Here is a 25,706-nt window from a genome sequence, read left to right on the forward strand (position 1 = left end):
CCGTTCACGCGCTAAAACCTATGTACAGTATACTACAAAATATTTCCCAATACTATCCTGGAGCAGTGTTTTTTTCTCCTCCCTCTGCATAGAATACTGGTTGAATACGAATAATAAGGCTGGTCAATCCATGTCGAAATTTTCCATACTGGTCAATCGGGAGCGCCCCCTGCCAAAAGGCTGCATTCCGCAAAATCTGACTGAACCCGCGATTCCCTTTCAAGCACCTCCCGGTGACGCCAAACGGCTCCTGGTCAGGGAGGCAGCCGCAGCCGCTGAAAAACTGTTTGCCCGTGCCCGGGAGGAGGGGCTCTGTCTGTGCGGTATCTCAGGCTACCGTCCCTACACCCGCCAAAGTGAACTGTACCGGGCAGCTCTTGCGAAAAACACCTCCATGACCGCCGTAGCGCCTCCGGGATGCAGTGAACACCAGACAGGCCTTGCCCTGGATGTATCCTGTCCCTCTGAAGACTACGAGCTGGAGGAGACCTTCGCCCTGACGCCGGAGGGCAAATGGCTCAATACCTATGCCTCCCACTTCGGTTTTATCCTCCGCTACCCAAAAGGAAAGGAGTCGGTCACCGGATTTCCCTATGAGCCCTGGCATATCCGCTATGTAGGGGACCCCCTTGCCCTTTACCTGTCCCTCACCGGATTGACCCTGGAAGAATACTACTTGTTATAATTAGACGAAAATATGTTACTGTTCACTGCGTGCCCAGCAACACGCTTCGCGATGCACAGATATGGAGCATTTTGCTCCACATCGCGCTGGCTGCCTCGGGATTTTCATGCCTTCGGCCTGAAAACACCTCGCGGGACAGTGGTATGTGAACAGTAACGAAAATACACCAAACAATCCGGCAAAATGCCAGTGTATCCTTGCATTTTGCACAAAAAGTGCTATAATATCACCAAGGCTGACGCAATCCCGGAGAACAGACTGATTTTCAAGGGAAGGCAGACAGATAAAGCTATTGCAAAGGAGCACTATAGTATGAGAGCTTTGAATTTAACATTACTGACCGATTTATATGAGCTGACCATGATGCAGGGTTATTTTAAGAACCCTACTGACCAGGTAGTCGTTTTCGATGCCTTTTACCGAAAAAATCCGTGTGACGGAGGATACGCCATTGCTGCCGGACTTGAACAGATTATCGAATATATTCGCGACCTCCACTTCACCCCGGATGACATCGACTACCTGAAATCTCTGAAGATCTTCGACGCAGATTTTCTGGAATACCTGCGGGGCTTCCATTTTACAGGTGATATCTACGCCATTCCGGAGGGGACCGTAATCTTCCCAAGGGAACCTCTTGTGAAGGTCATTGCCCCTGTTATGGAGGCCCAGCTTATTGAGACAGCTCTGCTGAACATTCTGAACCACCAGAGCCTGATCGCCACAAAGGCCTCACGGGTGGTATATGCTGCCAAAGGGGACGGAATCATGGAATTCGGCCTGCGCCGCGCTCAGGGCCCGGACGCGGGGATCTACGGCGCCAGAGCCGCTATGATCGGCGGCTGTATCGGAACTTCCAATGTGCTGACCGGTCAGATGTTCGACGTGCCCGTAAAAGGAACCCATGCCCATAGCTGGATCATGAGTTTCCCTGACGAATACACCGCGTTTAAGGCGTACGCAAAACAGTACCCCAACGCCTGCATTCTGCTGGTGGATACCTATGACGTGCTGGATTCCGGCGTGCCCAATGCCATCCGTGTATTTAAGGAAATGCAGGAGGAGGGCATAGAGCTGAAAGGCTACGGTATCCGCATTGACAGCGGTGACCTTGCCTACCTCTCCAAACAGGCCTACAAGATGCTGGCTGACGCCGGTTTTGAGGATGCCATTATCTCCGCCTCCAGCGATCTGGACGAGTACCTGATCGACAGCCTGAAGGCCCAGGGAGCCAAGATCAATTCCTGGGGCGTGGGCACCAATCTGATCACCTCCAACGGCCATCCGGCTTTCGGCGGTGTGTACAAGCTGGCTGCCATAAAGGAAAAGGATGACGAGGACTTTGTTCCCAAGATCAAGCTTTCCGAAAATGTAGAAAAGGTGACAAACCCGGGAAACAAGACCGTTTACCGGATATATGACAAGGCCACCGGTAAAATCCGGGCGGACCTGATCTGCCTGGCGGACGAGACCTTTGACACGGAAAAAGACATGATTATTTTTGACCCCATGGCTACCTGGAAGAAGACCAAGATTGCCGGCGGCACCTATACACTGCGCGAACTTCTGGTTCCTGTATTCCTGAAGGGTGAATGTGTCTACACCTCCCCCTCCGTCATGGAGATCCGCGATATATGCGCCAAAGAAAAGGAAACTCTCTGGAGTGAGACCATGCGTCTCGTCAATCCCCAGGAAGTCTACGTGGACTTATCTGACAAGCTGTACGCGATCAAATCCAGACTTCTGGAGGAGATGGGCGAAGCTGCCATCGAATAAAGATTTGTACATGAAAAATGCACCTGTCCCCGAATCCCTCTTACCGATTCCGGACAGGTGCACTGTTTTTTTCTTTTCCCTACTGTTCCATCTGACGTCCCAGAAATCCGGAAGCCGCCTGGGCAAGCTTCAGCTCTGTCTCCGTAAATGCCCTGCCGCCCTCTCTTCCAAGCAGGATCACAATGCCGATGCTGTCCCCGGCGCATGTGATGGTGCTGTATGCCTGCGAGCTGTAATCATACCGGTCATCCTCCACCACTTTCAGGAACCCCTTGTCTGTGACAACATCATTTCCCCTGTCAGCGATCACATCCTCCAGCTCAGAATGTATCCTTTTTCCCAAATATTCCTTGGAACCGCTTCCTGCAGCGGCGATCACCTGGTCATGGTCACAGATGCATACCATACATCCGGCTACCTGGGCCAGGCTCTCTGCATACTCCTTTGCAAAATTCCCAAGCTCTCCAATGGGTGAATATTTTTTCAGGATGATCTCCCCTTCCCGGTCCGTAAAAATCTCCAGGGGGTCACTCTCTCTTATACGCAGTGTTCTTCTGATTTCTTTCGGAATTACCACACGCCCCAAATCGTCGATTCTTCTGACTATACCTGTAGCTTTCATAAAAAAATTTCCTCCATTTTACACTATGACATTTATCTTCTTTAACTTCACCTTCGCCTGAACGAATGGTAACTTTGGCAGTTAAATGTAGTATTTGTAAAATAGAGGAAACTATACATTTTTTGTTATTTTTAATCTATGCTGTTTTCGCCTTCATCCCAAAGACTTCCTTTAAATCAGCCGCTGCCGTAAGTGAACCCAGCAGGATCACGATCCCGCAGATGACGCTCTTCACATCCGGCATCTGGCCCAGGAACACAAGTGCCAGCACGATGGACCAGGCAGAGTATGTAATATCCAGAGCCATGCCTCTGGCGGCTCCCAGTGTGTTGATGGCTTTATAGTAGCACAGGTAAGAAGCTGTGCCGAAAAATGCGGATATGAGAATGATCGCCGTAGTTTTTGTAAACGCAATATCCGCGGTGAATCCCCATCCCTTAATGACCGTGAGGATCACAGCCCCATAGAAAACAGCGCTGGTCATCTGACGGATCATCAGGGCATGTTCGTTGTTCACATTCGGGTCCTTCATGCCGTAAGCACAGATCACCACCTCAACAGCCCAGCCCACCACACAGAGTAGCGCGCACGCAAATCCCAGTCCGAAATTGCTGATCTGATTGCCGCCCGGTGTATATCCAAGGGCCACCATACCGCCGATACTCACAATAAATCCCGCGATCTGAACAGGCTTCATCCGCTCTTTCAGGAAAATATAGGACAATACCGCGCCCAATGCCGGAAACATGGCGGAGATCATGGCTGTGTAGGTCGCACCCAGATACTTGATGGCAAATACATACCCGGTCATACCAATCGGCCCGCCGAACAGAGCACCCAGTATAATGAATTTGCCGCTCCTGGTCTTCAGTGCCCGCACCACATTTTTCATCTGTTTTCTGACTCCCATATAGAAGAGCATCCATACTGCAGAGCAGAAATCATGCAGAAAGGTACTCACAAAAGGCGCCAGAAAAATTGCCTGTTCCGTGCTCACAAAGGGTGTCATAGCAAGGGCGATTCCCAAAATAATGGTATCTGCCGCCCAGAAGATACCTGCTGCCAAACCTGTAATCATCTTATACTCTCCATTCTTTCAAAACCACACACCGGACTGCCCTGCTGCTTTCAGGCCTATGACCTGCCGCTTCCCTGCATTGCATATCTGGCGATATTTCCTGCTTCGTAATCATACTGGTAGGCACCGCCCGGTGCCAGAAACTGTATGCCCGATACGGAACCGTCCGCGCGCTTTGCCGGATTGATACTGTGTATCTCACTTTCCCTGCATCCCAGCGTCTCTGCTATGTATTCCATGATGCGGGAACCGGAATGATCCCTGTAGACACTGTCAAATTCCCGCAGCTCCTCCAGGGAATCGAACTCGTAGATATTCCTCTCATCACATTTTTTCAGTTTCATGGGAAGCTTCTCTATGTTCTCCAGATAGATATTCTCCCACAATTTTTCCGCAGTCTCCGGCTTCCCGTACGCCTCATCCAGAATCTCCAGAAACTGCCGGGTGTACTCCTCTGTCCAGAAGGCAGGACCGTTCATGTACCAGGAATCCCTGCCTCCGATCACCACTGAGGTGATGATTCCCTCCTCATTTTCCTGCATACACCACTCATTCGTCTCGCCCTCCGCATAAAGAGCGGAGTAAAAGCTGCCGTCCGCTTTCTTCTCAAAAGGGTTCTCATTAAAGTAATTATCTGCGCAGCATATATAGGTATTGTGCAGATATTCCCTCACCGCGTAGATGGAGCTGTGGTTGTTCTTCCTGTCATACTCCGGGTTGTGGACCAGAGTGACACCCAGCTTTTCCTTCAGATACTCAAACATTTCTGCCTTGTAGCCCGTCACCACGATGACTTCATCAATACCCGCCTCGCGGAGCTGGCAGATCTGACGTTCGATCAACACTTCACCTCTGACGGGAATCAGAGCTTTGGGCATCTCATATGAGATCGGGGCAAATCTGCTGGACAGACCCGCTGCCAGAATCACTGCATTTTCTGCCTGATAAGACATATCACTGTTCTCCTTCCAATCCCTGCTTTACATACCTGTAATATTCTTTTGCATATCCGTACTGTCTCAGAGAGTATTCCCCGAACTCCACGCCTTCATGCCTCTTGAACTCACACCAGTTGCTCCACAGAAAACCGCAGACCGCAATGTAGGCGTATATCTTAAGCCTTACCTCTTCCCTGCACCCTTCCGTATAGTAGGCATCTATCAGCTCGTCCACCTTATCCTTCTCGTACAGGGCATAAATGGCGAACATGGCAATATCCACATCCTCATCCTGCATGCCGGCATACTCCCAGTCGATCAGGGATATTTTCTCATTCTCCCCCTCACCCTGCATCAGGAAATTATCCGGAACTGAGTCTATATGGCACAGAATCCAGTTCTTGGGCTGTTCGTCAATAAATTTCTTTAATTCATATACCTTTTCCTTGGTCCTGTCGTAGTCGCGGTAACAGGATGGCTCTCCTTTCCACAGACTCTCGTAGAACTCGATCCTCTCAAAGATATCAAAGGTATGTCCCGCCTTAAGGCCGCTGCTGTGGAATTTCCTCAGCACCTTCATGCACTTCTTCACATCCTCAGGGTTTTCCGAATCGCAGCATCTGGCGCCTTCCAGGTACTCCGTCAGCTTGCAGCCGCTGTCCGGGTCAAAGTAACGGATGGTATCGCTGAGCTTTAAATCCTTTATGACCTGATACACCTCATATTCCTGCCTGCGGTTGATGAGCTGTTCGGTTCCCTCCCCCGGGATTCTCATAATATAGCTCCTGCCCCTGCAGGAAAACCGGAAGGAACGGTTTGTCATGCCCTTCTTCAAAACCTCTATCTGTTCAATCTCTTTCAATTCACAGTCCAGTGCCCCTGCGATCTCCTGCAGAATTCCGGAGTTGAGCTGCTTTGACTCCTCGTCCAGCTCTCTGAGCTGCTCATATGTATTGATCTCATACACTTCCCTGGCCGGAACCACTCTGGCGGAGACCGTCATCTTCTCCCTGTCCATAAGGGCCGCCTCCCAGAACGCATTGTTGAAGGATTTTCTCCCGGTCAACTCCCGGATCTTGGTTCTGAGCCGCTCCGCGTCCCGTTCCAGAATATAGGCAATCCCTATCATGCCGTTTCCGCTCTTCTCCGCATCCACTGCCACCAGCTCCAGCTTCCGGTTCACCCGCACATCGCTCTCGTCATCCACCAGATCGGTGACCATATACCAGGAATACAGTTCTCTGTCGGAAAAAGGATTAAAGCTGCACCACACATCACAGGGAATGATATATGTATTGGAAATCCTGTCTGCCGCCAGCTTCAGGGAGTGGAGATTGTTCTTATCCCCGTATTCCCGGTTGACGATCAGATTGACGCCGTACTGGTCAATCAGGTATTCATACTGCTCCTTCATAAATCCCACAATGATATCAATCTTATGTATGCCCGCCTCATGAAGCTGCCGGATCAGGCGCTCTATAAGCGGTTCTCCGCCTACCTCTATGAGTCCCTTGGGAATCTCACGGTTGATGGGGACCATGCGCACCCCGTATCCAGCCGCCAGGATAATGGCGTTCTTTGGCTTCTTCTGCTGTATTTCCTCCACTGCCCTGTCTGTCAGAGTATACTCCTTATCCAGATACCCATCCTTCACCAGAGCGGCCAGAGACTGATTGACTTTTCCCAGGGAATATCCTGTGCTCTCTGACAGGGTTCTCTGGTTGTGGTAGCCTTTATCTATAATTGCGTTCATTACGTCGTATTCTTGTATATTCATGTAATTATATTTTCTCCTTTTCATGAACATTGTGGTTTTATAATAGCACTCCCTCTGCCCTATTGTCAAGATTTTTCTACCCACAAAGTGCCGCTCTCCCGGCACATATTCTTTTTCCAAGAGCTTTCCACGCAAAAAAAGACCCGCCAGACGGAAAATTTCATCCGAATCTGACAGGTACTTTCTCCATTATTTATCTTCCGGACGGTTATATGTCCAGATTGGCGTAAAATTCTTTTATTTTTGTCTCCTGGTAGGTTCCGGCAAAGGTGCCCTCCAGGAAATGCTGCAGCCCTTCCTCCGCAAATTCCTCCCAGGACTCCGTCTCCTGGTATGCCAGAACAGGGTAAAACAGGACACCTGTGCTCTCTGCCGCCATTTTGTCTGCAGGGGCATCCCCAATCATGAGCACATGGTCTTTCTCATAGCCCCGCTCTGTCAGGGACTGAAGGCATGCCTCCTTTGTGCCGGACTCCTGGGACAGAAGCAGATCTGCGTATTCCATAAGACCGCTGTCCTCCCATTCCCTGCGGATCTCTTTGCCGTTGGAGGCTGTGACGATCACCACATCAGCTTTGCCTTTCATGAGCTTCAGGGCATCCTCCACACCGTCAAAGGGTGACTTTCTGCTGTTGGAGAGCATCACAATGGAATCATTGACCAGTCTTGACCACTCCAATGCTTTCTTCATGCAGATACTGTCTGTTCTCTCATATGCCTCCCTGAGGCTTTCATCTGACAGCTCATCTGTTGTCTGGACCCAGTAGATCAGTTCATCCAGACCGTCCACCCTGGCGTAATTCTCGTTAATCTCCACCAGAATCTTAGCCAGCCCCTTAAACCGGTTGATTCCCCGGCTTCTGCTCAGCAGGTTGATCTTCCTCCAAAGCCGTACAATATCCTCCCTGTAATCCCCCAGATCCCATTCATGCACAAGGCACGGCGCAAAGCAGCGCATATGTTTTACATCCATAGTGTCCATGGCACAGCCATCAGAGTCAATACATATCAAAAAGTCCCTGGACTTTTCAAAATCCTTTGCTACATTTTTCATTCTCCTGCCCTCCATTACAACATAATAATTATATCTATTATACTATCTTCTTATTCATGCCGCAATAAACATACTTCCGGCACTTTGCAGAAATATTGAAGTTATCTTTGTATAACTTGCAGAATCATGTTTTTCCGGTAGGAATTTTTCAAAAAAAATGTTATACTGTTGCAAGCAAATACCGTTACGCAAAGGAGAACAAGATATGCCAGAATACAATTTCGACGAATATATTGACCGGACCGGGTCCAATTCCATAAAACACGCATTTAAAAAGGAATATCATGTGCCGGAGGACGTTATCCCCCTGTGGGTAGCCGACATGGATTTCCGCTCACCCAAAGAAGTCTGTGACGTGATCGCGGAGGCCGGAAAATTCGGTATCTTCGGCTATGCCGGTGTGCACGATGATTATTTTGAAGCCATCCACGCCTGGATGCTGAAGCGCCACGGCTGGGATGTGAAAGAGGAGTGGATGGTCCGCATCCCCGGTGTTGTCTGCGCCATTGCCACGGCTGTGCGCGCTCTGACGAAGGAGGGGGACGGCGTCATGATCATGCAGCCGGTCTATCATCCCTTTAAGAATGTACTTGTGGCCAATAACAGAAAGGTAGTGAAGCACTGCCTGAAAACCGGAGAGGACGGCCGTTTCCATATTAATTTTCAGGTAATGGAGCGCCAGATAGCTGAGGAGGACGTCAAAATGCTGGTCCTCTGCACGCCCCACAACCCGGGCGGCCGTATCTGGGATAAGGAAGAGCTTGAGAAGATCGCGGATATCTGTCTGCGCCATCAGGTCTATGTGGTCGCCGATGAGATCCACCACGATTTCATCCTGCCGGGCCACACCTTCACAGAGTGGGCATCTGTAAGTGAAGAGATGAACCAGCACAGCCTTATCTGCACTGCTCCCAGCAAAACCTTCAATATTGCGGGCCTGGGCCTGTCCAACATCTTCATTCCGAATGAAGAGATCCGCAAAGCCTTTGAAAAAGAGATCTCACGCGCCAGCATAGAGGCCGGCAATGTCATCGCCCTGGACGCCTGCAAGGCAGCCTATACTTACGGCGAGAACTGGCTGAATGAGCTGCTGGAATACCTGGAAGGAAACGTTGCACTTGTCCGCAGCTTCCTGAAAGAGAATCTGCCCCAGATCAAACTCATGGAGCCGGACGGCACCTATCTGATTTGGCTGGATTTCTCCGCCCTCGGAATGGACAGTGACGCCCTGGATGAATTTCTTATCCACAAAGCCAAAGTATGGCTGAACAAAGGCTCCATGTTCGGTGACGGGGGCGAGCGCTGCTTCCGGATGAACCTGGGAAGCCCGCGCCACGTGATCTTAAAGGCACTGGAACAGATCAAAGAGGCAGTTGACACACTGGATATTAAATAAAATAATTACGGGCAGTTCCGCCGGAAGCTGTATCTTCCCGGCGGGACTGCCCTTTTTGATTTCTCATAGCTCTCTCTCCTGCTGCCGGCCCCGGCTTATGCGCCTGGCATCCTGAAACAGCTCTATATCTTCCCTTGTGACTTTAATATTCGTGATATAATTCTTTCCCTGGGGCGTTGTCACGCTGACTTCCACCACGGTCCCCTCCTGAAGTGCATCCGCGGATACGGATTCCAGAAATCCCCGGACTTTTGGATGGCGTTTTTCAAACTGTGCCATGGCCGATCTGGCCTGCATCATTTTTATCGGATTGAATCCCATACTGTTTTTCTCCTTTATCCGCCTTACACAAGTCTCCCAGACCTGCCCGCCGGCTTTTGCCGTCTGCCGTTTATTCTTCCGGGCATCATGCATTCTGTGTACTTTTGGCATAGTCATTGTTTGATAAAGTATTATATCATGAATTTTCTGCATTAATATGCCATTTCCCTAATTTATTGAAATTTAATATTTACCGGGGAAGAATCCGGCCTGAAAACACCTCGGGGGACAGTGGCATATGAACAATAACAAAAGGGTACCGCAAATCTGCAGTACCCTTGAATATCCGTATATTTTGATTTTTTATTTGTACATTTTCATGTAGTCGCCGTGTGCGTCAATAAGCTCGTCACACATTTTCACAATATCGTCAATGCTCAGTTCCGCGCCTGTATGCGGGTCCATCATGGCAGCCTGGTAGATGTATTCTTTCTTCTTGGTTGCTGCTGCTTCGATGGTCAGTAACTGTACGTTGATATTGCTCATGTTCATGGCCGCAAGCTGTACCGGCAGTCTTCCGACTCTGCAGGGGTTCACACCTGTTCCGTCAACCAGGCAGGGAACTTCCACACAGGCGTCTGCCGGAAGGTTCTCAATGGAACCGTTGTTGATCACATTGCCGCCGATCTTGTACGGCTGGTTGGTCACAACTGCCTCCATAATATAGGAAGCATATTCCTTGCTTCTGTCATGGGTGATCTTACCGTCTTTGAGGATACTGTTTCTCTCCTCTTCCCATCCCTTGATCTGCTCAATACATCTTCTCGGATACTCATCCAGCGGAATATTGAATTTCTCGATCAGTTCCGGATATTTGGATTTGATGAAGAACGGATTGTACTCTGCATTGTGCTCGCTGGACTCTGTGCAGTAATATCCAAGGTGTTTGATATATTCAAAACGAACCATGTCGTCATGTTTCTGTGCTGCATTCATCTCTGCTGCTCTTCTGCGGATCTCCGGATACAGATCATTGCCGTCCTTATCCTTGATGTCCAGCAGCCATGCCATATGGTTGATACCCGCAATGGTTTCCACACGGCCTTCCAGCTTGTCCTTCATATCCAGCTTTTCAAGCAGCTTCTCGGAGCATACCTGAACGCTGTGGCACAGACCTACGGTCTTCACGCCTGTGTAACGCTGCATATATCCGGACAGAATGCCCATGGGGTTTGTGTAGTTTAAGAAAAGTGCGTCCGGGCAGACCTCTTCCATATCTCTTGCAAAACCTTCCAGTACCGGAATGGTACGGAGCCCTCTCATGATACCGCCGATTCCCAGTGTATCCGCAATGGTCTGACGAAGGCCGAATTTCTTCGGGATCTCAAAATCTGTGATGGTGCAGGGATCATATCCGCCCACCTGGATAGCATCTACAACAAATGTTGCATCCCGAAGCGCTTCTTTTCTGTTCTCCACTCCCAGATAAGTTTTGATATGTGCACGTCCCTCGTTTACATTTTTGTTGATTGCATTGAGGATGATCTCGGAATCCTCCAGACGTTTTCTGTCAATATCATATAATGCGATCTCGCTGTCACACAGTGCCGGGCTGCACATACAGTCGCCAAGTACATTTCTTGCAAATACGGTGCTTCCTGCACCCATAAAAGTAATCTTAGCCATTTTATTATTTCCTCCGTTTCTGTTGTTTTCTGATGGTTCTTATTATATAATCAGAGCAGAAAAGTTTCTATCTTATTTGTTTCTTATAATTGTAAAAATGTTGCATGTAGGTTACGATTCACGACCAATGTTCCGGGAGGTGTTTTGCGAAGCAAAATCCCGAGGCAGCCAGCGCCAAAATGCAATTTATTGCATTTTGTGTGCATCGCGAAGCGTGTTACTGTTCACAGAACTGCGCTTTTTGCAGGGCTGTGAATAGTAACGCATATAGGTAATTATTCGGATAAAGGAGTGAGCAAAATGAACCCAGAACCATCCGGTACCCTGTCCATCTATTTCTGCGGCACCGAGCCATGCGCCCCCGGACATGCCTTTGGCCCGGCTGTCCGTCCCCACTATCTCATCCACGTGGTGCTGGACGGAAAGGGAATCTATAAGCGAAACGGGGAGACCTATCATCTGAAAGCAGGGGATGCTTTCCTCATCTCCCCCATGGAGTCCACCTATTACCAGGCTGACGAAAAGGAGCCGTGGCGGTACGCCTGGGTGGGATTTGACGGCATGAGTGCGAAAGACCTGCTGGAGAGAACATGTTTCCGGAACTCCTGTGTGTACTTCTGTCCCGATGACGAAAAAAAGAGAGAGGCTGTCATTGCCCATGTTCTGGAACTTCTGGATTCCTTTCTCTCCCGGGGGCAGAACAGCCTGACTCTGTTAGGACATTTTTTCCAGCTCCTGGGCACCATGCAGAGCCCGGAGCCGGCCGGACGGGAAGAATATCCCCGCCAGTATCTGGCAAAAGCCATGGAATATATGAACAACAACTACAGCTACAATATACGAATCTCTGATATTGCATCCTATATCGGTGTGGACCGCTCTTATCTGTACCGCATTTTTATGGAGGAGGAACACATCTCACCCAAACAGTACCTGATGCGTCTGCGGCTTCGCACCGCTGCCAGTATGCTGCGCTCACCCCGGTATACCATCACGGAGATTGCCTACTCCTGCGGGTTTCGGGATGCGGCTGCCTTCTGCAGCCAGTTCCGCAGGGCCATGGGATTTACGCCCAGCCAGTTTCGGGAATACCTAAAAGAGGAGACAAAATATACCCAGTAGCTGAGGTTTAAAACCCTGTATTTCTGAACTCCTTTGGGGAGATTCCGGCCTTTTCCGTGAAAAACCTGGTGAACACCGCATGTTCGGAAAATCCCAGCTCCTCGGAAATCTCATTTATATTCATGGCAGAGGACAGCAAATAGTCCTTCGCCTTCTCAAACAACATATTTCTCTGCAGAAAAATAGGGGATATTCCGAAATACTCCTTGAATTTGTTGGAGATATAGGTGGGATTCATGTGGTATTTCTCTGCCAGTGTCTTCAGATTCATGCCTGCTGTGGGTCTCTGGGAGATATCGTCAAAAATATCCATAAACACCGCCGGAATATCCGGTGCAAGCTGGGTTTTTTCTGATTTCAGAAAGCTGTCAAAGATGCATGCCAGGACTTCAAGCGCTTTTGCATTTTTATATATCATATCGGCAATCGTCTCTTCATTCTGTATAGCTTCCATATAGTCAAAGAATTTCTGTTCAAACTCGCTGCTGTTTTCCATATGGACTTTGCAGGGCAGTTTGAGCAGACTCAGCACATCTATGTTGTAAGCTGTCCTGAAGTTAAAATGCCACCACAAAAATTCCGACTCCTCCCTGGACATCTTTACATGGTCATGGATCACATTCGGAGGCACGAAAATGGCATCTCCGTCCCTGCAGCAGTACTCTCTGTCCTGGATGCGCAGAAGGGCCTCTCCTCTTTTCAGATAGGACATTACACAAAACGGCATCTGCCGGTTAAGCTGCACCATTTCTGTTCTGGTCTGGTAATCATACTCCACGATGTCCAGTACTGCACGCTGTATCAAAGGTCTTAAACGTTCACTCATGCTGTCTCCTCTCTCTGCGTCCCGGACCGTGCCCCTGCGGCCACAGTCCCTCCCGGCAGGCCGTTTGAATCTTGCCCCGGAGATTACTGATTTTTAAAAGCAACCCCCATCTTCACACTCTCCTGCGGGTTTTCCACAATATAGTGCAGATAGCTCTCATCACAGGTCTCAAAATCCACCACGGGATCAACGATATTTTCACAGGAGAACATGCCCTTACAGAGCATATCCCATGCCTCTTTGCATATTCTGTCAAAGCTCCATCTCGGGTAATCATTGTTCGGCTCACTGCATGCCCGTGAAAAGTAAAAATGACACTGGTTAAAATGTCCCTCATATCCCAGATTGATGGGAATATGGCATTCTCCCAGCCAGCCCACCATGGCAAAATTTCCTCCATAGGCAAGAGCCCGGATTCCCTGCTCCACTGCCTTATAATTTCCGCTTGTCTCGATCACAACATCCATACCGATTCCGTTTGTCTTATCCCTTAAGATCAGCCCGAAATCCTCCTTCGTCGGGTCAAACGCCATATCCGCGCCATTATCCAGCGCAGCCTGCCGCCTTTTCTCTATGGGATCTGTTACCACAACAAGGGAAGCCCCCGCCGCTTTTGCAGCCTGGGCAGCCATAAGTCCAATAGCCCCAAGACCGGAGATCAGCACTTTATCGCCCAGACGTACATGGCCGTCCCGCATTCCCCCCAGGGCAAACTGAAGGGGATCATAGCAGACTGCCTCTTTCCAGGTCATACTTTCCGGCATGACCAGGACATCCTCTGCCTTTACTGTGTGGGTGTTTTTCAGATTGCCGTATCCGGCAACCCTCTGCCCTGTCTCCAGGCCCTCTACGCCCTGGCCGATCTCGGTGATTCTGCCCACCCACATATTTCCCAGGCCGGACGTTCCGTCATACACAAGCTCCTTTTCTCTCGGTCTGAAAATGTGTGTATTCTCATCGTAGTAAACCTTTGCAAAGGGGTCTTTCTCATATCCGTGCAGTTCTGTGCCGTGTTTCGGTGCACCGTAATCCGATACCACCCTTACATAACCTGCCTGAAGAGGCATTTCCTGATATTCTTCCAAAACAGGCTTTCCGTTTCGTCCTAAGAGTAATTGTTTCATAATGTGTGTCCTCCTTTATTTATGTAAACCTACTTTTATGCCGTCCATGCCTGCGGATTCCACCACGGTCTCCACATAACAGAGGCTTTTATAACCTTCTTTGATGTCGCATGTTGTCTGTTTCTTTTCTCTGACACATTCCAGGAACTCCCTGACCTCATCCAAATATGCGTCCTCTTCAGAATCTACCGTCTCTGTCCTTAACCCGCCTTCACCCGTGTAAGTAAAGACCGCATGGTTAAAGTCACGGAAATCAGCGGTGACTTTCTCGTATACCACCTTGAATCTGCCGATCCATTCTCCCGGAACCTCACAGTTATTGGCAGTGATAGCGGCCACAGCACCGTTGGTAAATCCGGCAAAGGAGGCACTTACATCCTCTACTGTGTAGTTATGGATATGGTTGTGGCATACATTTCCCATGACACCTGCGGCGTATTTTGGTTCTCCCATCAGGTAACGGCATAAGTCATAGACATGAATTGCCTGCTCATAGATCTGTCCGCCGCACAGATCAACATTGATCCACCAGGGTGTGTGAAGGGAATTGCAGGAATAATGTCCGTGAAACAGCACCGGCCTTCCCGCCTCACCGGACGCGATCAGCTCTTTCATTTTTTTAACCGCAGCCCCCTGTCTCATGTGAAATCCGACTCTGGTGATAATCCCGCTTTTCGCGGCGCTCTCCACCATTCTTTTCCCTGTCTCTGTATTCAGAGCAATCGGTTTCTCTATGAAAATGTGCTTTCCTCTCTCTGCGGCACGCTCAAACTGATGGTCCTGGGCAAAGGGCGGAAGACAGATGAACAATACATCAAAATCACCTTCATCCAGCATTTTGTCAAAGTCATCGTATTCCTGTATATTTTCCTGCGGTATTTCCTCACAGAAAGCCTCTCTGGCTGCCCTGCTCTTGTCGCATACGCAGGATATCTGTGCACCTGATTCCAGGAGCCTTTTGGCATGGCCTTTTCCCATATTTCCGGCCCCCAGTATTGCTGCTTTTACACTCATTAAATTTTTCCTCCTCTATTTTAAATCGTTCTTTGCTCCGGCTGCTGCCTTTTCTGCTGCTATCCCTTCACGGCTCCGGCAGTGATACCGTCAACGAAACTTCTCTGGAATATGGAATATACAATGATGATCGGCACCGTACAAATGGTCACTCCCGCCGCTATCAGCGATGTATTCATGGTATATTCCCCCTGGAAATACATAAGCCCCAGAGGCAGCGTCCTGTATTTATCGTCATATACCATCAGCATGGGCAGAAGATAATCATTCCAGGACCACATAAATTCAAAAATCAGCAGGGAAGTCAGAGCAGGTTTTGTCAGCGGAAGCATAACATACAGCCACGCCTTCCACTTTCCGGCCCCGTCAATGGTGGCCGACTCTATCAGTTCATCCGGCAGTTCCCGGAAAAATGACCGCATCATAAAGCAGGCAAACGGCATGGACAGCCCAAAGTACGGCAATATCATAGCCTGCAGTGTGTTGATCATGCCAAGCTGCTGTACATTATAGTAAAGCGGTATGATCATGGCATTGATCGGTATCATCATACCTATGAGAATAAAATAAAAAATCTGGTTTCTCCCTTTCCATTTCAGTTTGCCAAAGGCATACCCTGCCATGGACGAAAGCAGCAGCACCACAAAAACCCTGGGTACAGCCACTAAAATGCTGTTTTTCATATAGCCGCCCATGCGCCCGGTTGTCCATGCTTCTTTTATGTATTCAAAGGTCACTGAAGTGGGAAATGCAAACGGATCGTTTACGGAAGGGTCAAAGGGCTTTATTGCTGCCATCCACATCCAGAAGATGGGAAGAACGGAGACCAGCACAAATAAGATCAATATGGCATGTGTCAGAATACTGACCAGGTGCCGCCTGGCCGCTGTGTGTTCACTCATATTTTCCCCTCCTCTACTCTTTGTCTGTCAGTTTCATGAAAATTCCGGAGCATACCGCAATGATCACAGCCAGAACCACAGCAAGTGCCGAACCATATCCGTAATCATTCATATTAAAAGCTGAATTATACATGTAGGTGGAAATAACCTCTGACGAGTGATAAGGCCCACCCTTCGTCATAATATAGATCAAGTCAAATACTTTAAACGAACCGATCAGTGAATTGGATACCAAAAGTACGATCGTCCCCTTAATAAGCGGAACAATGACATAGATAAACTTCTGAAAGGCATTGGCCCCCTCCAGTTTTGCCACTTCCAGATAGCTGGTATCAATCCCCTGCAGCGCCGCAAGAAATACCACCATATTAAATCCGTAACAGGTCCAGCTTCCCGCAAGCACCAGGAACCATATGACCATTTTCTCATCCCCGAGAAAATCGATTCTCGCAGCCCCATGCATTCCCAGAGCATTCAGCATCCTTCCCAGGATTCCGAATTCCGGATTGTAGATCCATCCCCATACGATGCCGACTGCAACAAGCGAAACCACATTCGGCATGAAATAGGTAAGCCGGTACAAAAATTTTCCTTTTACATACTTCTGTGTCAGCATCACCGCAAAGATCAGCCCCAGAAGTACAGGAACAAAAATGGTAAACAGTATCCAGATGACATTGTTCCCCAATGCTTTATAAAAAATGGGGTCCTTCAGTACCCTTGCATAATTATCCAGACCCACAAACTTCATGAAAGGAGCCGCGCCGTTCCATTCATGAAAACTGATCCTCACAGTTGAAAAAATAGGTATCACCAGAAACAGGCAGTAGAACAGCAGTGCCGGAAGTGCAAAAGCAAAGCATCCCATCCAGTTTTTCAGCAACATCCTTTTTCTTTTATTCATAAAAACACCCTTCCCGCTGCACGTGACAGGGCTGCAGCAGAATCCTGCAGCCCCTCACAGATTTATAACAATAGAATGTTCACAGGTATGCTTCTGCCGCCTATTCTACTGAGTAGTTTCCTGCCTCGATCTCTTCCTCAAATGCCTTCTGCTTCTGTTCCATACAGGCAGCTCCGTCAATCTTGCCCGCAATAAGCTGCTGCACGTAGTTCTGTGTCACATCATTTACCTTAGGCGGCATAAGCACGTCTATATTCTCGCCAAGGTTCTCGGACGCGTTGATCTCATCCACCACATCTTTGAACAGCTCACTGACTTCGTAGGCGCTGTAATCCACATCTTTTACAGAGGGGATCAGACCTGCTTCATACCAGAGTTCCATGTTGTCAGGCTGGAACATATAGTCCAGAAATTTTACTGTCTCTTCCGGATATTTCGTCTTAGAATTTACAACTACAGCTTCACCAAGTCCCCCCGGAGGGCAGTTGTCCAGATCATCCGATGCTACCGGTACGAAGAAAAATCCCACATTGTCCTTCATATTCTCCACACACGCGGATACCAGCCAGGTACCGGTCACACGCATGGCACCTTCCCCTGCGTAGAATGCTTTATTTGCATCCTCGGATGCCAGGCTCAGAGGCTTCTCTGTGGCATATCCCTTTTCAAACACACTGTAAAGTTCATCAAGAGCTGCCCCGAATCCTTCGCTTGTCCAGGGTATTTTTCCCGCTACCGCTTCTTTTACTCTGTCCGCTCCCACAAAACTGTTCAGCCAGATTGACTCATAGTGGAATCCCGGCCACTGCTCTTTGTCATCCATGATAAGCGGCGTGATGCCTTTGTCTTTGAATTTCTGGCATATCTGCATAAACTCTTCGTAAGTCTCCGGTACTTCAATGCCTTCTTCCTCGAACATTTTCTTGTTGTAATATACGCCCAGCATTTCCAGCTCATTGGCTACACCGTACAGTTTGCCGTCGTATACGGTTTTCTCCAGAGCCCAGTCATGGAACCTGTCATCCCATTTATACTGTTCCCTGTAGTCGCTCAGATCCATTGCCAGACCGGCATTTGCCAGAACGCCCAGATAACCGGCACCGGCGTCATAACTGAAGATATCCGGGCCTTCTCCGCTGTTGATGGCAGGCTTGATGGTATTTCTCAGGTCTGCAACCTTGAAAGCGGTACGCTTGATGGTGACATTGGGATTTTCCTTCTCAAAATTCTCTATGATGGTGTCTATCATTTTCGCTCCGGCACCCTCTGTCCTTAAATCCCACATGTTCAGTTCAATTTTTTCTGTGGAAGCAGCATCATCCCCCGAGTCACCTGCATCCGTTTTTGTCTCTGTCTTGCTTTCAGCCGTATCGCCCTCTTTTGCCGTTCCGGGCGTACATCCTGCCAACATTGTCCCCACAAGCACCAAACCGGTCAATACCTTCCATTTTCTTCCCATAAATACATCTCCTTTGCATAATATTTAATATTTTTGGTATGTTTAATATAGCATTTCTTGTAGAAAATGTACTTACCACTCCTTTTCCTGTTCTTTGCAGTTTTACATATTTTGGTAATATCTTTGCAGATTTACATATTTTTCTTCGATTTTGGCTGTTTGCATGGTGTATTTTTCTGCGGAAATACTGTAGAATTGCAAAGGAATTTGTTATTGATTAATTTTTCTGATAAATACGATTATTTAATTATCAGATACTTTTTCTAAATTAAATACTTTTTGCGCTGAATAGCCAAATAATCATCAAAGGGATTTCCTCTCGGAAAAAGAAATGCAAAAAATAACTGTCCGGCAGTTTTATGCCGGGCAGTTGCTTTTTTTGGTGGGACTCTATTATTATTGATTGTTTAAGAGCGTGTCTTGTGTCTGATAATTGATTTTGATAAGCTGTGCATGACAATGCGCATCATATTATTCCGTAATGTTTCAGCGCATAATGGATACCATCTTCCTCGATTCCCTTTGTCACATAACTGCAGTACGGGAGGATCTCTTCTTTGGCATTTCCCATTGCTATGCTGTTCTTTACTGCTTTCAGCATATCCAGATCATTCTCACTGTCGCCTACAGCAAAGCAGTTCTCCATATCTGCATCCAGATGGCTGCACATAAACCGGATTCCTGTAGCCTTTGTGTAATCTTTCTGCGTCACCTCCCAGACATTGCCGCCCCGGGGGATGCAGTAAAAATGTTCATCCAGAAATACTTTTATCTCCCCGGCTGCTTCTGTGTCCGGAAGGAATATAAGGCATTTATCATAAGTCTGGTTTTCATCGCGAAATAACTCTTCGATATTTCTCCCTTTCGCCGCAAATATCTGTATTGCCTCCTGAAGCCATGGATTGGGGTAACTGAAATCAAAATATATAGCCTTGTCAGCCTCATAAAATACAGGGATCTTGGCATCCCTCAGCATTTTTGCAACTTTCACGCACATATCATGGGGAATTGCGGATTCCAGCAGCTTTTTGCCTCTGTAATAAATGTGGGTGCCACAGCCACAGACATATCCGTCAAAATCCATGGAACGGATTTCCTCACTGATACTGTAATACGTCCTTCCGGTATTGACAAACACCTGGTGCCCGTTTCTCTTTGCCCCGGCAATCGCAGCCCTGGTACTGTCGGGTATGATCCCGGAGGGCTCCATTGCAAGTGTGCCGTCTATGTCAAAAAATATTAGTTTACTGTCCATAATCTCTCCTTAATGTTAAAGTCCGCTTTTTTAAGTGTCTTACTGCATATAAAAACCACCCTTAAACCTTGGCATGTCAGGGTGGTATCCTTTACTTTCAGAGGTCAGCCGCGCTTGGCTGTTGTGTTCTTTTCCGTCTTCAATTTATCATATTTCTGTTAAGAATTCAAGCGATTATTGCCGGTCGTTATTGACGCTGTTATTGCTGCGTTGCTGTCCACACGCCACTGTGCCGCGAGGTGTTTTCAGGCCGAGGGCATGAAAATCCCGAGGCAGCCAGCGCGATATGGAGCATTCTGCTCCATATCTGTGCATCGCGAAGCGTGTTGCCGGGCACGCAGTGAAAAGCAGCATTGCTGCGCCGGCAAGTGGTTACTGACTGCGCTGCGCCCGGCAGTTACCAATCCATTCTCCTGCTAAACTACACTAAGTTTTACTTGTAAACCGGAAATACCTGTTGCCGGCAGAAAAGGCCTGTGCTAAAATTAAAAAAAGCATATTTTCTGGATCATCTTTCTATTTTTGAATCAGTCTTGGGATTCATAATATCTTATATCATTTCATAATAACGGGTCGACGTATGTCCGGCCTGTCCTTTCGGAAAATTCGTGCTTTTCACCACATTTTTTGCAGGAGTTTTCGGAAAGGTTAGAAACCTCCTGCGTCTATAACTAAAAAAGGAGGTTTTATATGGAAGAACGGAAACAGCAGCCGCATGCCCTGCAGTGGCATCCTGCCTTTTATGCCGGGATTCAAATTGAACTGGAAGCAGAGGCAGATCTGCTGCTCTTTGAAAACGAACATCAATTGGGTACAAAACCAAAGGAAATCGATGTGCTGATCGTAAAAAAAGAAAGAGATGTTTCTATCCGGAAAAATATCGGAAGGATTTTCAGGACGCATAATATTGTGGAATATAAAAGCCCTAAAGATTATCTGAGTGTGGATGATTTTTATAAGGTTTATGGTTATACTTGTTTTTATAAGGCAGATACCACGCAGGCTGACAGCATCGCCATCCATGATATTACCATAACCTTTGTATGCCACCGGTATCCGCGCAGTCTCATGCGGCACTTGACAGAGGAACGGGGCTATGAAATCCACAGAGAAGAGGATGGCATTTATTATATCACCGGAGATAATATCCCAATTCAGCTGATCCTGACCAAGGAACTGTCTGAGGAACAGAATCTATGGCTGAAAAGCCTGACAAATGAACTGGAAGAAACAGAGACGGCAAAACACTTGATTGAGCAGTATGGAAAGCATAAAGGTAATAACCTGTATAAATCCGTTATGGATCTTATTGTCCGTGCAAACAAAGATAAATTCAAGGAGGCAAAGATTATGTGTGAAGCATTAGAAGAATTAATGGAGGATGAACTGGAAGCTAAGAGGACTCAGGGACTGGCAGAAGGATTGGCTTTGGGAGAGGCTTTGGGAAAGGCAGAGAGTATTGTGACTCTGCTGAAGGATCTGGGTGATGTATCTGAAAAACTGCAGCGAAATATTATGGAACAAAATGACACTGAAATTCTGAACCGGTGGCTCATATACGCGGCCAGGGCCGAGACAATCCGGGAATTTGAACAAAAAATCCAATAAACCCTGACCATAGCCAAAGAAAACTGAAAACACAAAAATAAATTTAAGGGAGGCGAAGACTATGTGTGAGGCATTGAAAGAATTGATGAAGGATGAACTGGACGCCAAGTGGGCGGAAGGATTTGCAGAGGGACGGGCCTTGGGAAGGGCTTTGGTTATTCTGGATCTGCTGAAGGATTTGGGCGAAGTATCTGAAGAGCTGCAAAGAAAGATTATGGAACAGAGTGACACTGAAGTTCTAAACCAGTGGCTCAGATACGCGGCCTGGGCCGATACAATTCAGGAATTTGAGCAAAAAATTCAATAACGGCTAACCGGAAGCATGCTCCGCATCCGCAAACTTTAAGTCCTGTCATAAAACCTCTGCAAAGGAAATATGATAGAATAAACAACCCTTCCAGGACTTATTATGCTACATAACATTCCAATTAAAAAATTTCTGGCAATCGCTCTTCTCTTTGCCGCAGCCTACTTTGCCGGCTGTTTTATCGCTGAGGCGGTAAACGGCAGGCAGGCAGAATCCGTCTCCACCTCCGCTGACGGCAACTGGGGCCTTAGTTTCCAGGAGGAGGGCAAACCGCCTGTGGCAAATGCCACCTTCGATGAATTGAAACAGTACGATGCCTATTATGCCGAAAATACAGAAGAGAAAGTCATTTACCTCACCTTTGACTGCGGCTATGAAAACGGAAATACAGCCACCATCCTGGACGCACTGAAAAAACACAATGCCCCTGCCACCTTCTTTGTGGTTGGAAATTTCATCTCTACCAGCCCTGATCTGGTAAAACGAATGGTCAAGGAAGGCCACACCGTGGGCAATCATTCCTTCCATCACCCGGATATGTCCAAAATATCCACCATAGATTCCTTCTCCAAGGAACTTCAGGAGTTGGAAGACCTCTACACAGAGACTACCGGTAAGCCCATGACCAAGTTCTATCGCCCGCCCCAGGGCAAATACAGTGAAAGCAACCTGAAAATGGCACAGGAACTGGGCTATAAGACTTTCTTCTGGAGTCTTGCCTATGTAGACTGGTATCAGGATAAGCAGCCTTCAAAAGAGGAGGCCTTCAGTAAACTTATCGGAAGGATCCACCCCGGCGCCGTCGTACTCCTGCACAGCACCTCCAGCACAAATGCCCAGATTCTCGATGAACTGCTGAGCAAATGGGAAGAGATGGGGTATACTTTCCAGTCATTGGATCAGTTGGTGGAAAAGAGCGGGACGGTAAAGAAGACATCTAATATTGTCTAATACAGATTATCTGACATCTCCGGTCAGGATAAACGTATGAAATAAGAATAGCAGACAAACGTCAATAAGCCTGCCCTGTACTTAACCGTCAGGCAGGCTTATTGCTTACTTAAGGTCAGCCGCTTTATGTGCGGCTGTTCCTTTTCTAACTATAATATAGCATTATGGAGGCAATATTTATACCGTAATTTTCCTCTTTTCATGCTCCGCAGCAACTTCCTCAACAGATTTCTCCTGAAGTCTCACTGCTCCTTTATATCCCTCTTTCGTAGGAATCAAATCGCCCTTTGCCAGGTTCTCTTTTGCCTGTGCAATGGCTTCTTTATACTGCGGCAGCCATTGTTCCTGCGCAACCAGCATTTCGTCGATCATCTGCCATACTTCCGGCGGGTTGCAGACTGCACCTGTGAGCGGATCCATTAATGCAGCCTGTTTCAGCAGTTTTGCATCTCCATGCACGGCTGCCTCTACTGCCAATTTCTGAACCCAGATGGACTGTGAACACACTGCAGCACATCCCAGAGGAAGGTCTCCCACCTTAGGAACACTGATGCCGTTTCCATCTACATAACAGGGAACTTCCACTACGCTTTCATAAGGAAGGTTGGTGATGCAGCCCTCATTCATCATATTGAAATGTCCTCTGTATTTTTTACCCGTTTCAAGTGATTCAATGATGTAAGAACAGTGCTCTTTTCCTCTCTCGGAACCGTCCAGTTTCTTCGGCTCCTCAGCCAGGATCTTCGGATAATCGGTATCAAACCAGTTTCTCTCCTCTCTGGTCACGCGCAGATATCCGCCTGTCTCTCCGTTGATCCAGTTGTCCAGATTGATCCAGTCTTTGATCTCATCCGGGCGTTTGCGGTACCAGGAAACGTACTCGGAAAGGTGTCCGTTGGATTCTGTGGAATAATAGCCAAAACGTTTCAGCATATCAATACGCACTTTTTCTTCTTCACTGAATTTTTCATGCGCTTCAAATCCCGGCAGGATTTTCGGCAGCATATCTTCTCCGTGATGTTTCACGGAAATATACCATGTCTGGTGGTTGATACCTGCACAGATAATATCCAGCTCTTCTCTGGGGATTCCAAGAACTTCCGCAATCTGCAGTTCGCCGTGTATCTCACCGTGGCAAAGGCCGATGGTCTTCACGCCGCCGTATTTATTGCAGGCCCAGGTAGCCATTGCATTGGGGTTTGAGTAGTTGAGCATGATTGCTCCCTCCTCAGCCACCTCACGGATATCCTTACAGAAATCCAGCATGGCAGCGATCACCCTCTGTCCGTACATGATCCCGCCTGTGCAGAGTGTATCACCTACACACTGGTCAACACCGTATTTCAGCGGAATCTCAATATCTGTCTCAAAGCCCTCCAGACCGCCGACACGTACACAGTTAATGATGTAGCGGGCATTTCTGAATGCCTCTCTTCTGTCTGTGGTTGCCTGAATCTTCACAGGGATTCCATTGGCATCCAGGTCTCTCTGGCATAATGCCCTTGTTCTCTCCAGATTCTCCCCATTGATATCTGTAAATGCGATCTCCACATCGCGAAGCTCCGGCACTGACATGATATCTGTGAATAATGTCCTTGCAAATACAAGGCTTCCCGCTCCGATAAATGCTATTTTAAAACTCATAACATAACCTCCCGTTTTTCTTTTGATTTTTATGATGTTTATTATAAACGGTGGTTTTTATTGATGTGGAAAGTATTGTTGTGCAAATTTGAAAATGCAAGATATTGCCGTATATATTTTTCTTGACAACCGACGGGCCAGCTCTCACAATAAAAGTAACCGAAATGATCCTACCCAAAATGCATAAGCGCCGGGATCCATGTCACCTTATCATCCTCATAGATATTCTGAATACCGATGACCGCGCGATCGCTGAAAGGAGAACTGCCATGAGCATTTTTGATCCCACACATCATTTCATTTCCATAACTGCTTTTTACGCCCTTTCCCTGACAGAATATGATATGCACGCTCATGCCCATGCCAGTTGTGAGATCATGTATGTCACAAAAGGAAATTGTCACATTTATGTAAACCATGAAGCCCACTGCCTGGAAGAAAGACAGTTTATATTTCTGGATGCTGAAGTGCCACACCGTTTATGGATTCCCAAAGGCTCTCCCTGCTCCCTGCTGAATCTGGAGTTTCGCTGCCAGGAGGAGAAGACTACACTGGATCTCTTAGAACCAAGGAGGGAAAGCGCGTCTTTTGACCGTTTCTGCCGTTCCAAAAAGGCTATCTGGATTTCCAATGACACAGGAAATCTGGGGTATTCCCTGAAAGACCTGATCTCTCAGTTAGAGCAGAAGATTCCGTATTCCAAAGATGTACATATGTCCCGCAAATTCACTGCCCCGGACACGGATTACCTTATCCGGCTGCTGTTTTTCCGCACCATGCTGGAGCTGTCTCAGTGTCTTCTGGAAAATAACAAGGCAACAGGTGCCGTATACCTGAAAAAAGCCTTACTGTATATCTCTGCGCATCTGACAGAAGATATACGGATTCCGGAACTGGCTGCTTACGCCGGAATTAACAAATCTTATCTCCAATCCCTGTTTTCCAGACATATGCACTGCACGATTACAGATTATGTCAACCGAAAAAGATTGGAACAGGCTGCTTTTCTGCTGACAAACAGTTCTCTGTCCGTGACAGATATTGCGTTCCATGCAGGATACAACAGCCGCCAGCATTTTGGCAGCACTTTTGAAAAATATTATGGGACCAGCCCCAGGGCTTACCGTCAGCTTCATGAAAAGAAAATAGATACTTCTACCGGAAATGGACAGTATACGATTCGGGAGGATGGGACCTGGGATACGGAACCGCTGGAATAAAAAAACAGGAGAGTGAAGTAACCGTTATGGTTATCCGGCAACAGCTCAGCTGTCTGAATTTTGCTGAGCTGTTACGTTATCTTCACTCCCCTGGCTT

The 25,706-nt window shown here is 47.8% G+C and carries 23 protein-coding genes; 8 read left to right on the top strand and 15 right to left on the bottom strand.

The features are described 5' to 3' along the window. Positions 1-130: 130 nt before the first annotated feature. Together V8Q34_RS22005 and V8Q34_RS22010 are read left to right on the top strand one after the other, a co-directional pair. Positions 131-685, top strand: coding sequence for a M15 family metallopeptidase (locus tag V8Q34_RS22005; RefSeq protein ID WP_033144052.1), 555 nt, complete (start codon positions 131-133; stop codon positions 683-685). 312 nt (positions 686-997) lie between these two features. Beyond that, positions 998-2,461, top strand: a complete 1,464-nt coding sequence (locus tag V8Q34_RS22010; RefSeq protein WP_033144060.1) for a nicotinate phosphoribosyltransferase — start codon at positions 998-1,000, stop codon at positions 2,459-2,461. Between the two features lie 79 nt (positions 2,462-2,540). Here the strand turns inward: V8Q34_RS22010 and spoVT are convergent, their stop codons facing one another. The 5 genes from spoVT to V8Q34_RS22035 all read right to left on the bottom strand — a co-directional run bounded on the left by spoVT (position 2,541) and on the right by V8Q34_RS22035 (position 7,930). Beyond that, entirely contained in the window at positions 2,541-3,083 is a 543-nt protein-coding gene (gene spoVT / locus V8Q34_RS22015) for a stage V sporulation protein T (RefSeq protein ID WP_033144051.1), read from the bottom strand. A gap of 136 nt (positions 3,084-3,219) precedes the next feature. Then, positions 3,220-4,161: a DMT family transporter gene (locus tag V8Q34_RS22020; RefSeq protein ID WP_103732251.1), complete on the bottom strand. Its 942-nt coding sequence runs from the start codon at positions 4,159-4,161 to the stop codon at positions 3,220-3,222. A gap of 56 nt (positions 4,162-4,217) precedes the next feature. Next, positions 4,218-5,114: an NTP transferase domain-containing protein gene (locus V8Q34_RS22025; RefSeq protein ID WP_033144049.1), complete on the bottom strand. Its 897-nt coding sequence runs from the start codon at positions 5,112-5,114 to the stop codon at positions 4,218-4,220. A gap of 1 nt (position 5,115) precedes the next feature. Further along, positions 5,116-6,876 carry a phosphotransferase gene (locus tag V8Q34_RS22030; RefSeq protein ID WP_335836319.1) on the bottom strand — a complete coding sequence of 587 codons (1,761 nt, stop codon included), beginning with the start codon at positions 6,874-6,876 and terminating at the stop codon, positions 5,116-5,118. Between the two features lie 208 nt (positions 6,877-7,084). Next, positions 7,085-7,930, bottom strand: coding sequence for an HAD family hydrolase (locus tag V8Q34_RS22035; protein ID WP_335836320.1), 846 nt, complete (start codon positions 7,928-7,930; stop codon positions 7,085-7,087). Between the two features lie 205 nt (positions 7,931-8,135). Between V8Q34_RS22035 and V8Q34_RS22040 the strand changes: the two genes are divergently transcribed. Then, positions 8,136-9,326, top strand: coding sequence for a MalY/PatB family protein (locus V8Q34_RS22040; RefSeq protein WP_335836321.1), 1,191 nt, complete (start codon positions 8,136-8,138; stop codon positions 9,324-9,326). Between the two features lie 63 nt (positions 9,327-9,389). Here the strand turns inward: V8Q34_RS22040 and V8Q34_RS22045 are convergent, their stop codons facing one another. Together V8Q34_RS22045 and V8Q34_RS22050 are read right to left on the bottom strand one after the other, a co-directional pair. After that, the gene (locus tag V8Q34_RS22045) at positions 9,390-9,647 is read right to left on the bottom strand and encodes a hypothetical protein (protein ID WP_033144189.1); all 258 of its coding nucleotides are present in this window, start codon (positions 9,645-9,647) and stop codon (positions 9,390-9,392) included. A gap of 303 nt (positions 9,648-9,950) precedes the next feature. After that, positions 9,951-11,273, bottom strand: a complete 1,323-nt coding sequence (locus tag V8Q34_RS22050; protein ID WP_033144188.1) for an alpha-glucosidase/alpha-galactosidase — start codon at positions 11,271-11,273, stop codon at positions 9,951-9,953. A 300-nt stretch (positions 11,274-11,573) separates the two neighbouring features. On the opposite strand from V8Q34_RS22050, the gene V8Q34_RS22055 reads away from it, so the two are divergent. Further along, positions 11,574-12,395, top strand: coding sequence for an AraC family transcriptional regulator (locus V8Q34_RS22055; RefSeq protein ID WP_103732500.1), 822 nt, complete (start codon positions 11,574-11,576; stop codon positions 12,393-12,395). 7 nt (positions 12,396-12,402) lie between these two features. On the opposite strand, the gene V8Q34_RS22060 is transcribed toward V8Q34_RS22055, so the two are convergent. From V8Q34_RS22060 to V8Q34_RS22090, 7 genes are all read right to left on the bottom strand, one after another. Continuing rightward, positions 12,403-13,221 carry an AraC family transcriptional regulator gene (locus tag V8Q34_RS22060; protein WP_130179757.1) on the bottom strand — a complete coding sequence of 273 codons (819 nt, stop codon included), beginning with the start codon at positions 13,219-13,221 and terminating at the stop codon, positions 12,403-12,405. A gap of 83 nt (positions 13,222-13,304) precedes the next feature. Continuing rightward, positions 13,305-14,345, bottom strand: coding sequence for a zinc-binding dehydrogenase (locus V8Q34_RS22065; RefSeq protein ID WP_033144185.1), 1,041 nt, complete (start codon positions 14,343-14,345; stop codon positions 13,305-13,307). A 15-nt stretch (positions 14,346-14,360) separates the two neighbouring features. Further along, positions 14,361-15,359 (bottom strand): Gfo/Idh/MocA family protein, encoded by a 999-nt coding sequence (locus V8Q34_RS22070; protein WP_148391802.1) that lies wholly within the window; start codon positions 15,357-15,359, stop codon positions 14,361-14,363. 59 nt (positions 15,360-15,418) lie between these two features. Beyond that, entirely contained in the window at positions 15,419-16,261 is an 843-nt protein-coding gene (locus V8Q34_RS22075) for a carbohydrate ABC transporter permease (protein ID WP_052099779.1), read from the bottom strand. A 13-nt stretch (positions 16,262-16,274) separates the two neighbouring features. Further along, complete coding sequence (locus tag V8Q34_RS22080; RefSeq protein WP_335836322.1) at positions 16,275-17,165, bottom strand: carbohydrate ABC transporter permease; 891 nt, start codon at positions 17,163-17,165, stop codon at positions 16,275-16,277. Between the two features lie 100 nt (positions 17,166-17,265). Then, positions 17,266-18,624, bottom strand: coding sequence for an ABC transporter substrate-binding protein (locus tag V8Q34_RS22085; protein WP_033144182.1), 1,359 nt, complete (start codon positions 18,622-18,624; stop codon positions 17,266-17,268). A gap of 466 nt (positions 18,625-19,090) precedes the next feature. Next, complete coding sequence (locus V8Q34_RS22090) at positions 19,091-19,879, bottom strand: HAD family hydrolase (RefSeq protein ID WP_033144181.1); 789 nt, start codon at positions 19,877-19,879, stop codon at positions 19,091-19,093. A 690-nt stretch (positions 19,880-20,569) separates the two neighbouring features. Between V8Q34_RS22090 and V8Q34_RS22095 the strand changes: the two genes are divergently transcribed. The 3 genes from V8Q34_RS22095 to pdaA all read left to right on the top strand — a co-directional run bounded on the left by V8Q34_RS22095 (position 20,570) and on the right by pdaA (position 22,745). Beyond that, entirely contained in the window at positions 20,570-21,487 is a 918-nt protein-coding gene (locus V8Q34_RS22095) for a 3-isopropylmalate dehydrogenase (RefSeq protein WP_335836323.1), read from the top strand. Between the two features lie 61 nt (positions 21,488-21,548). Then, a complete protein-coding gene (locus V8Q34_RS22100; protein ID WP_335836324.1) occupies positions 21,549-21,794 on the top strand; it encodes a hypothetical protein in 246 nt (81 codons plus the stop codon). A 102-nt stretch (positions 21,795-21,896) separates the two neighbouring features. Next, positions 21,897-22,745 carry a delta-lactam-biosynthetic de-N-acetylase gene (gene pdaA, locus V8Q34_RS22105; protein ID WP_033144178.1) on the top strand — a complete coding sequence of 283 codons (849 nt, stop codon included), beginning with the start codon at positions 21,897-21,899 and terminating at the stop codon, positions 22,743-22,745. A 177-nt stretch (positions 22,746-22,922) separates the two neighbouring features. On the opposite strand, the gene V8Q34_RS22110 is transcribed toward pdaA, so the two are convergent. Beyond that, positions 22,923-24,389: an alpha-glucosidase/alpha-galactosidase gene (locus V8Q34_RS22110; protein WP_103732655.1), complete on the bottom strand. Its 1,467-nt coding sequence runs from the start codon at positions 24,387-24,389 to the stop codon at positions 22,923-22,925. A gap of 269 nt (positions 24,390-24,658) precedes the next feature. On the opposite strand from V8Q34_RS22110, the gene V8Q34_RS22115 reads away from it, so the two are divergent. Beyond that, complete coding sequence (locus tag V8Q34_RS22115) at positions 24,659-25,609, top strand: AraC family transcriptional regulator (RefSeq protein ID WP_335836325.1); 951 nt, start codon at positions 24,659-24,661, stop codon at positions 25,607-25,609. Positions 25,610-25,706: the final 97 nt, after the last annotated feature.

Origin of the sequence: Blautia sp. JLR.GB0024 (assembly GCF_037000545.1) — a bacterium.
GTDB lineage: Bacteria > Bacillota > Clostridia > Lachnospirales > Lachnospiraceae > Blautia > Blautia celeris.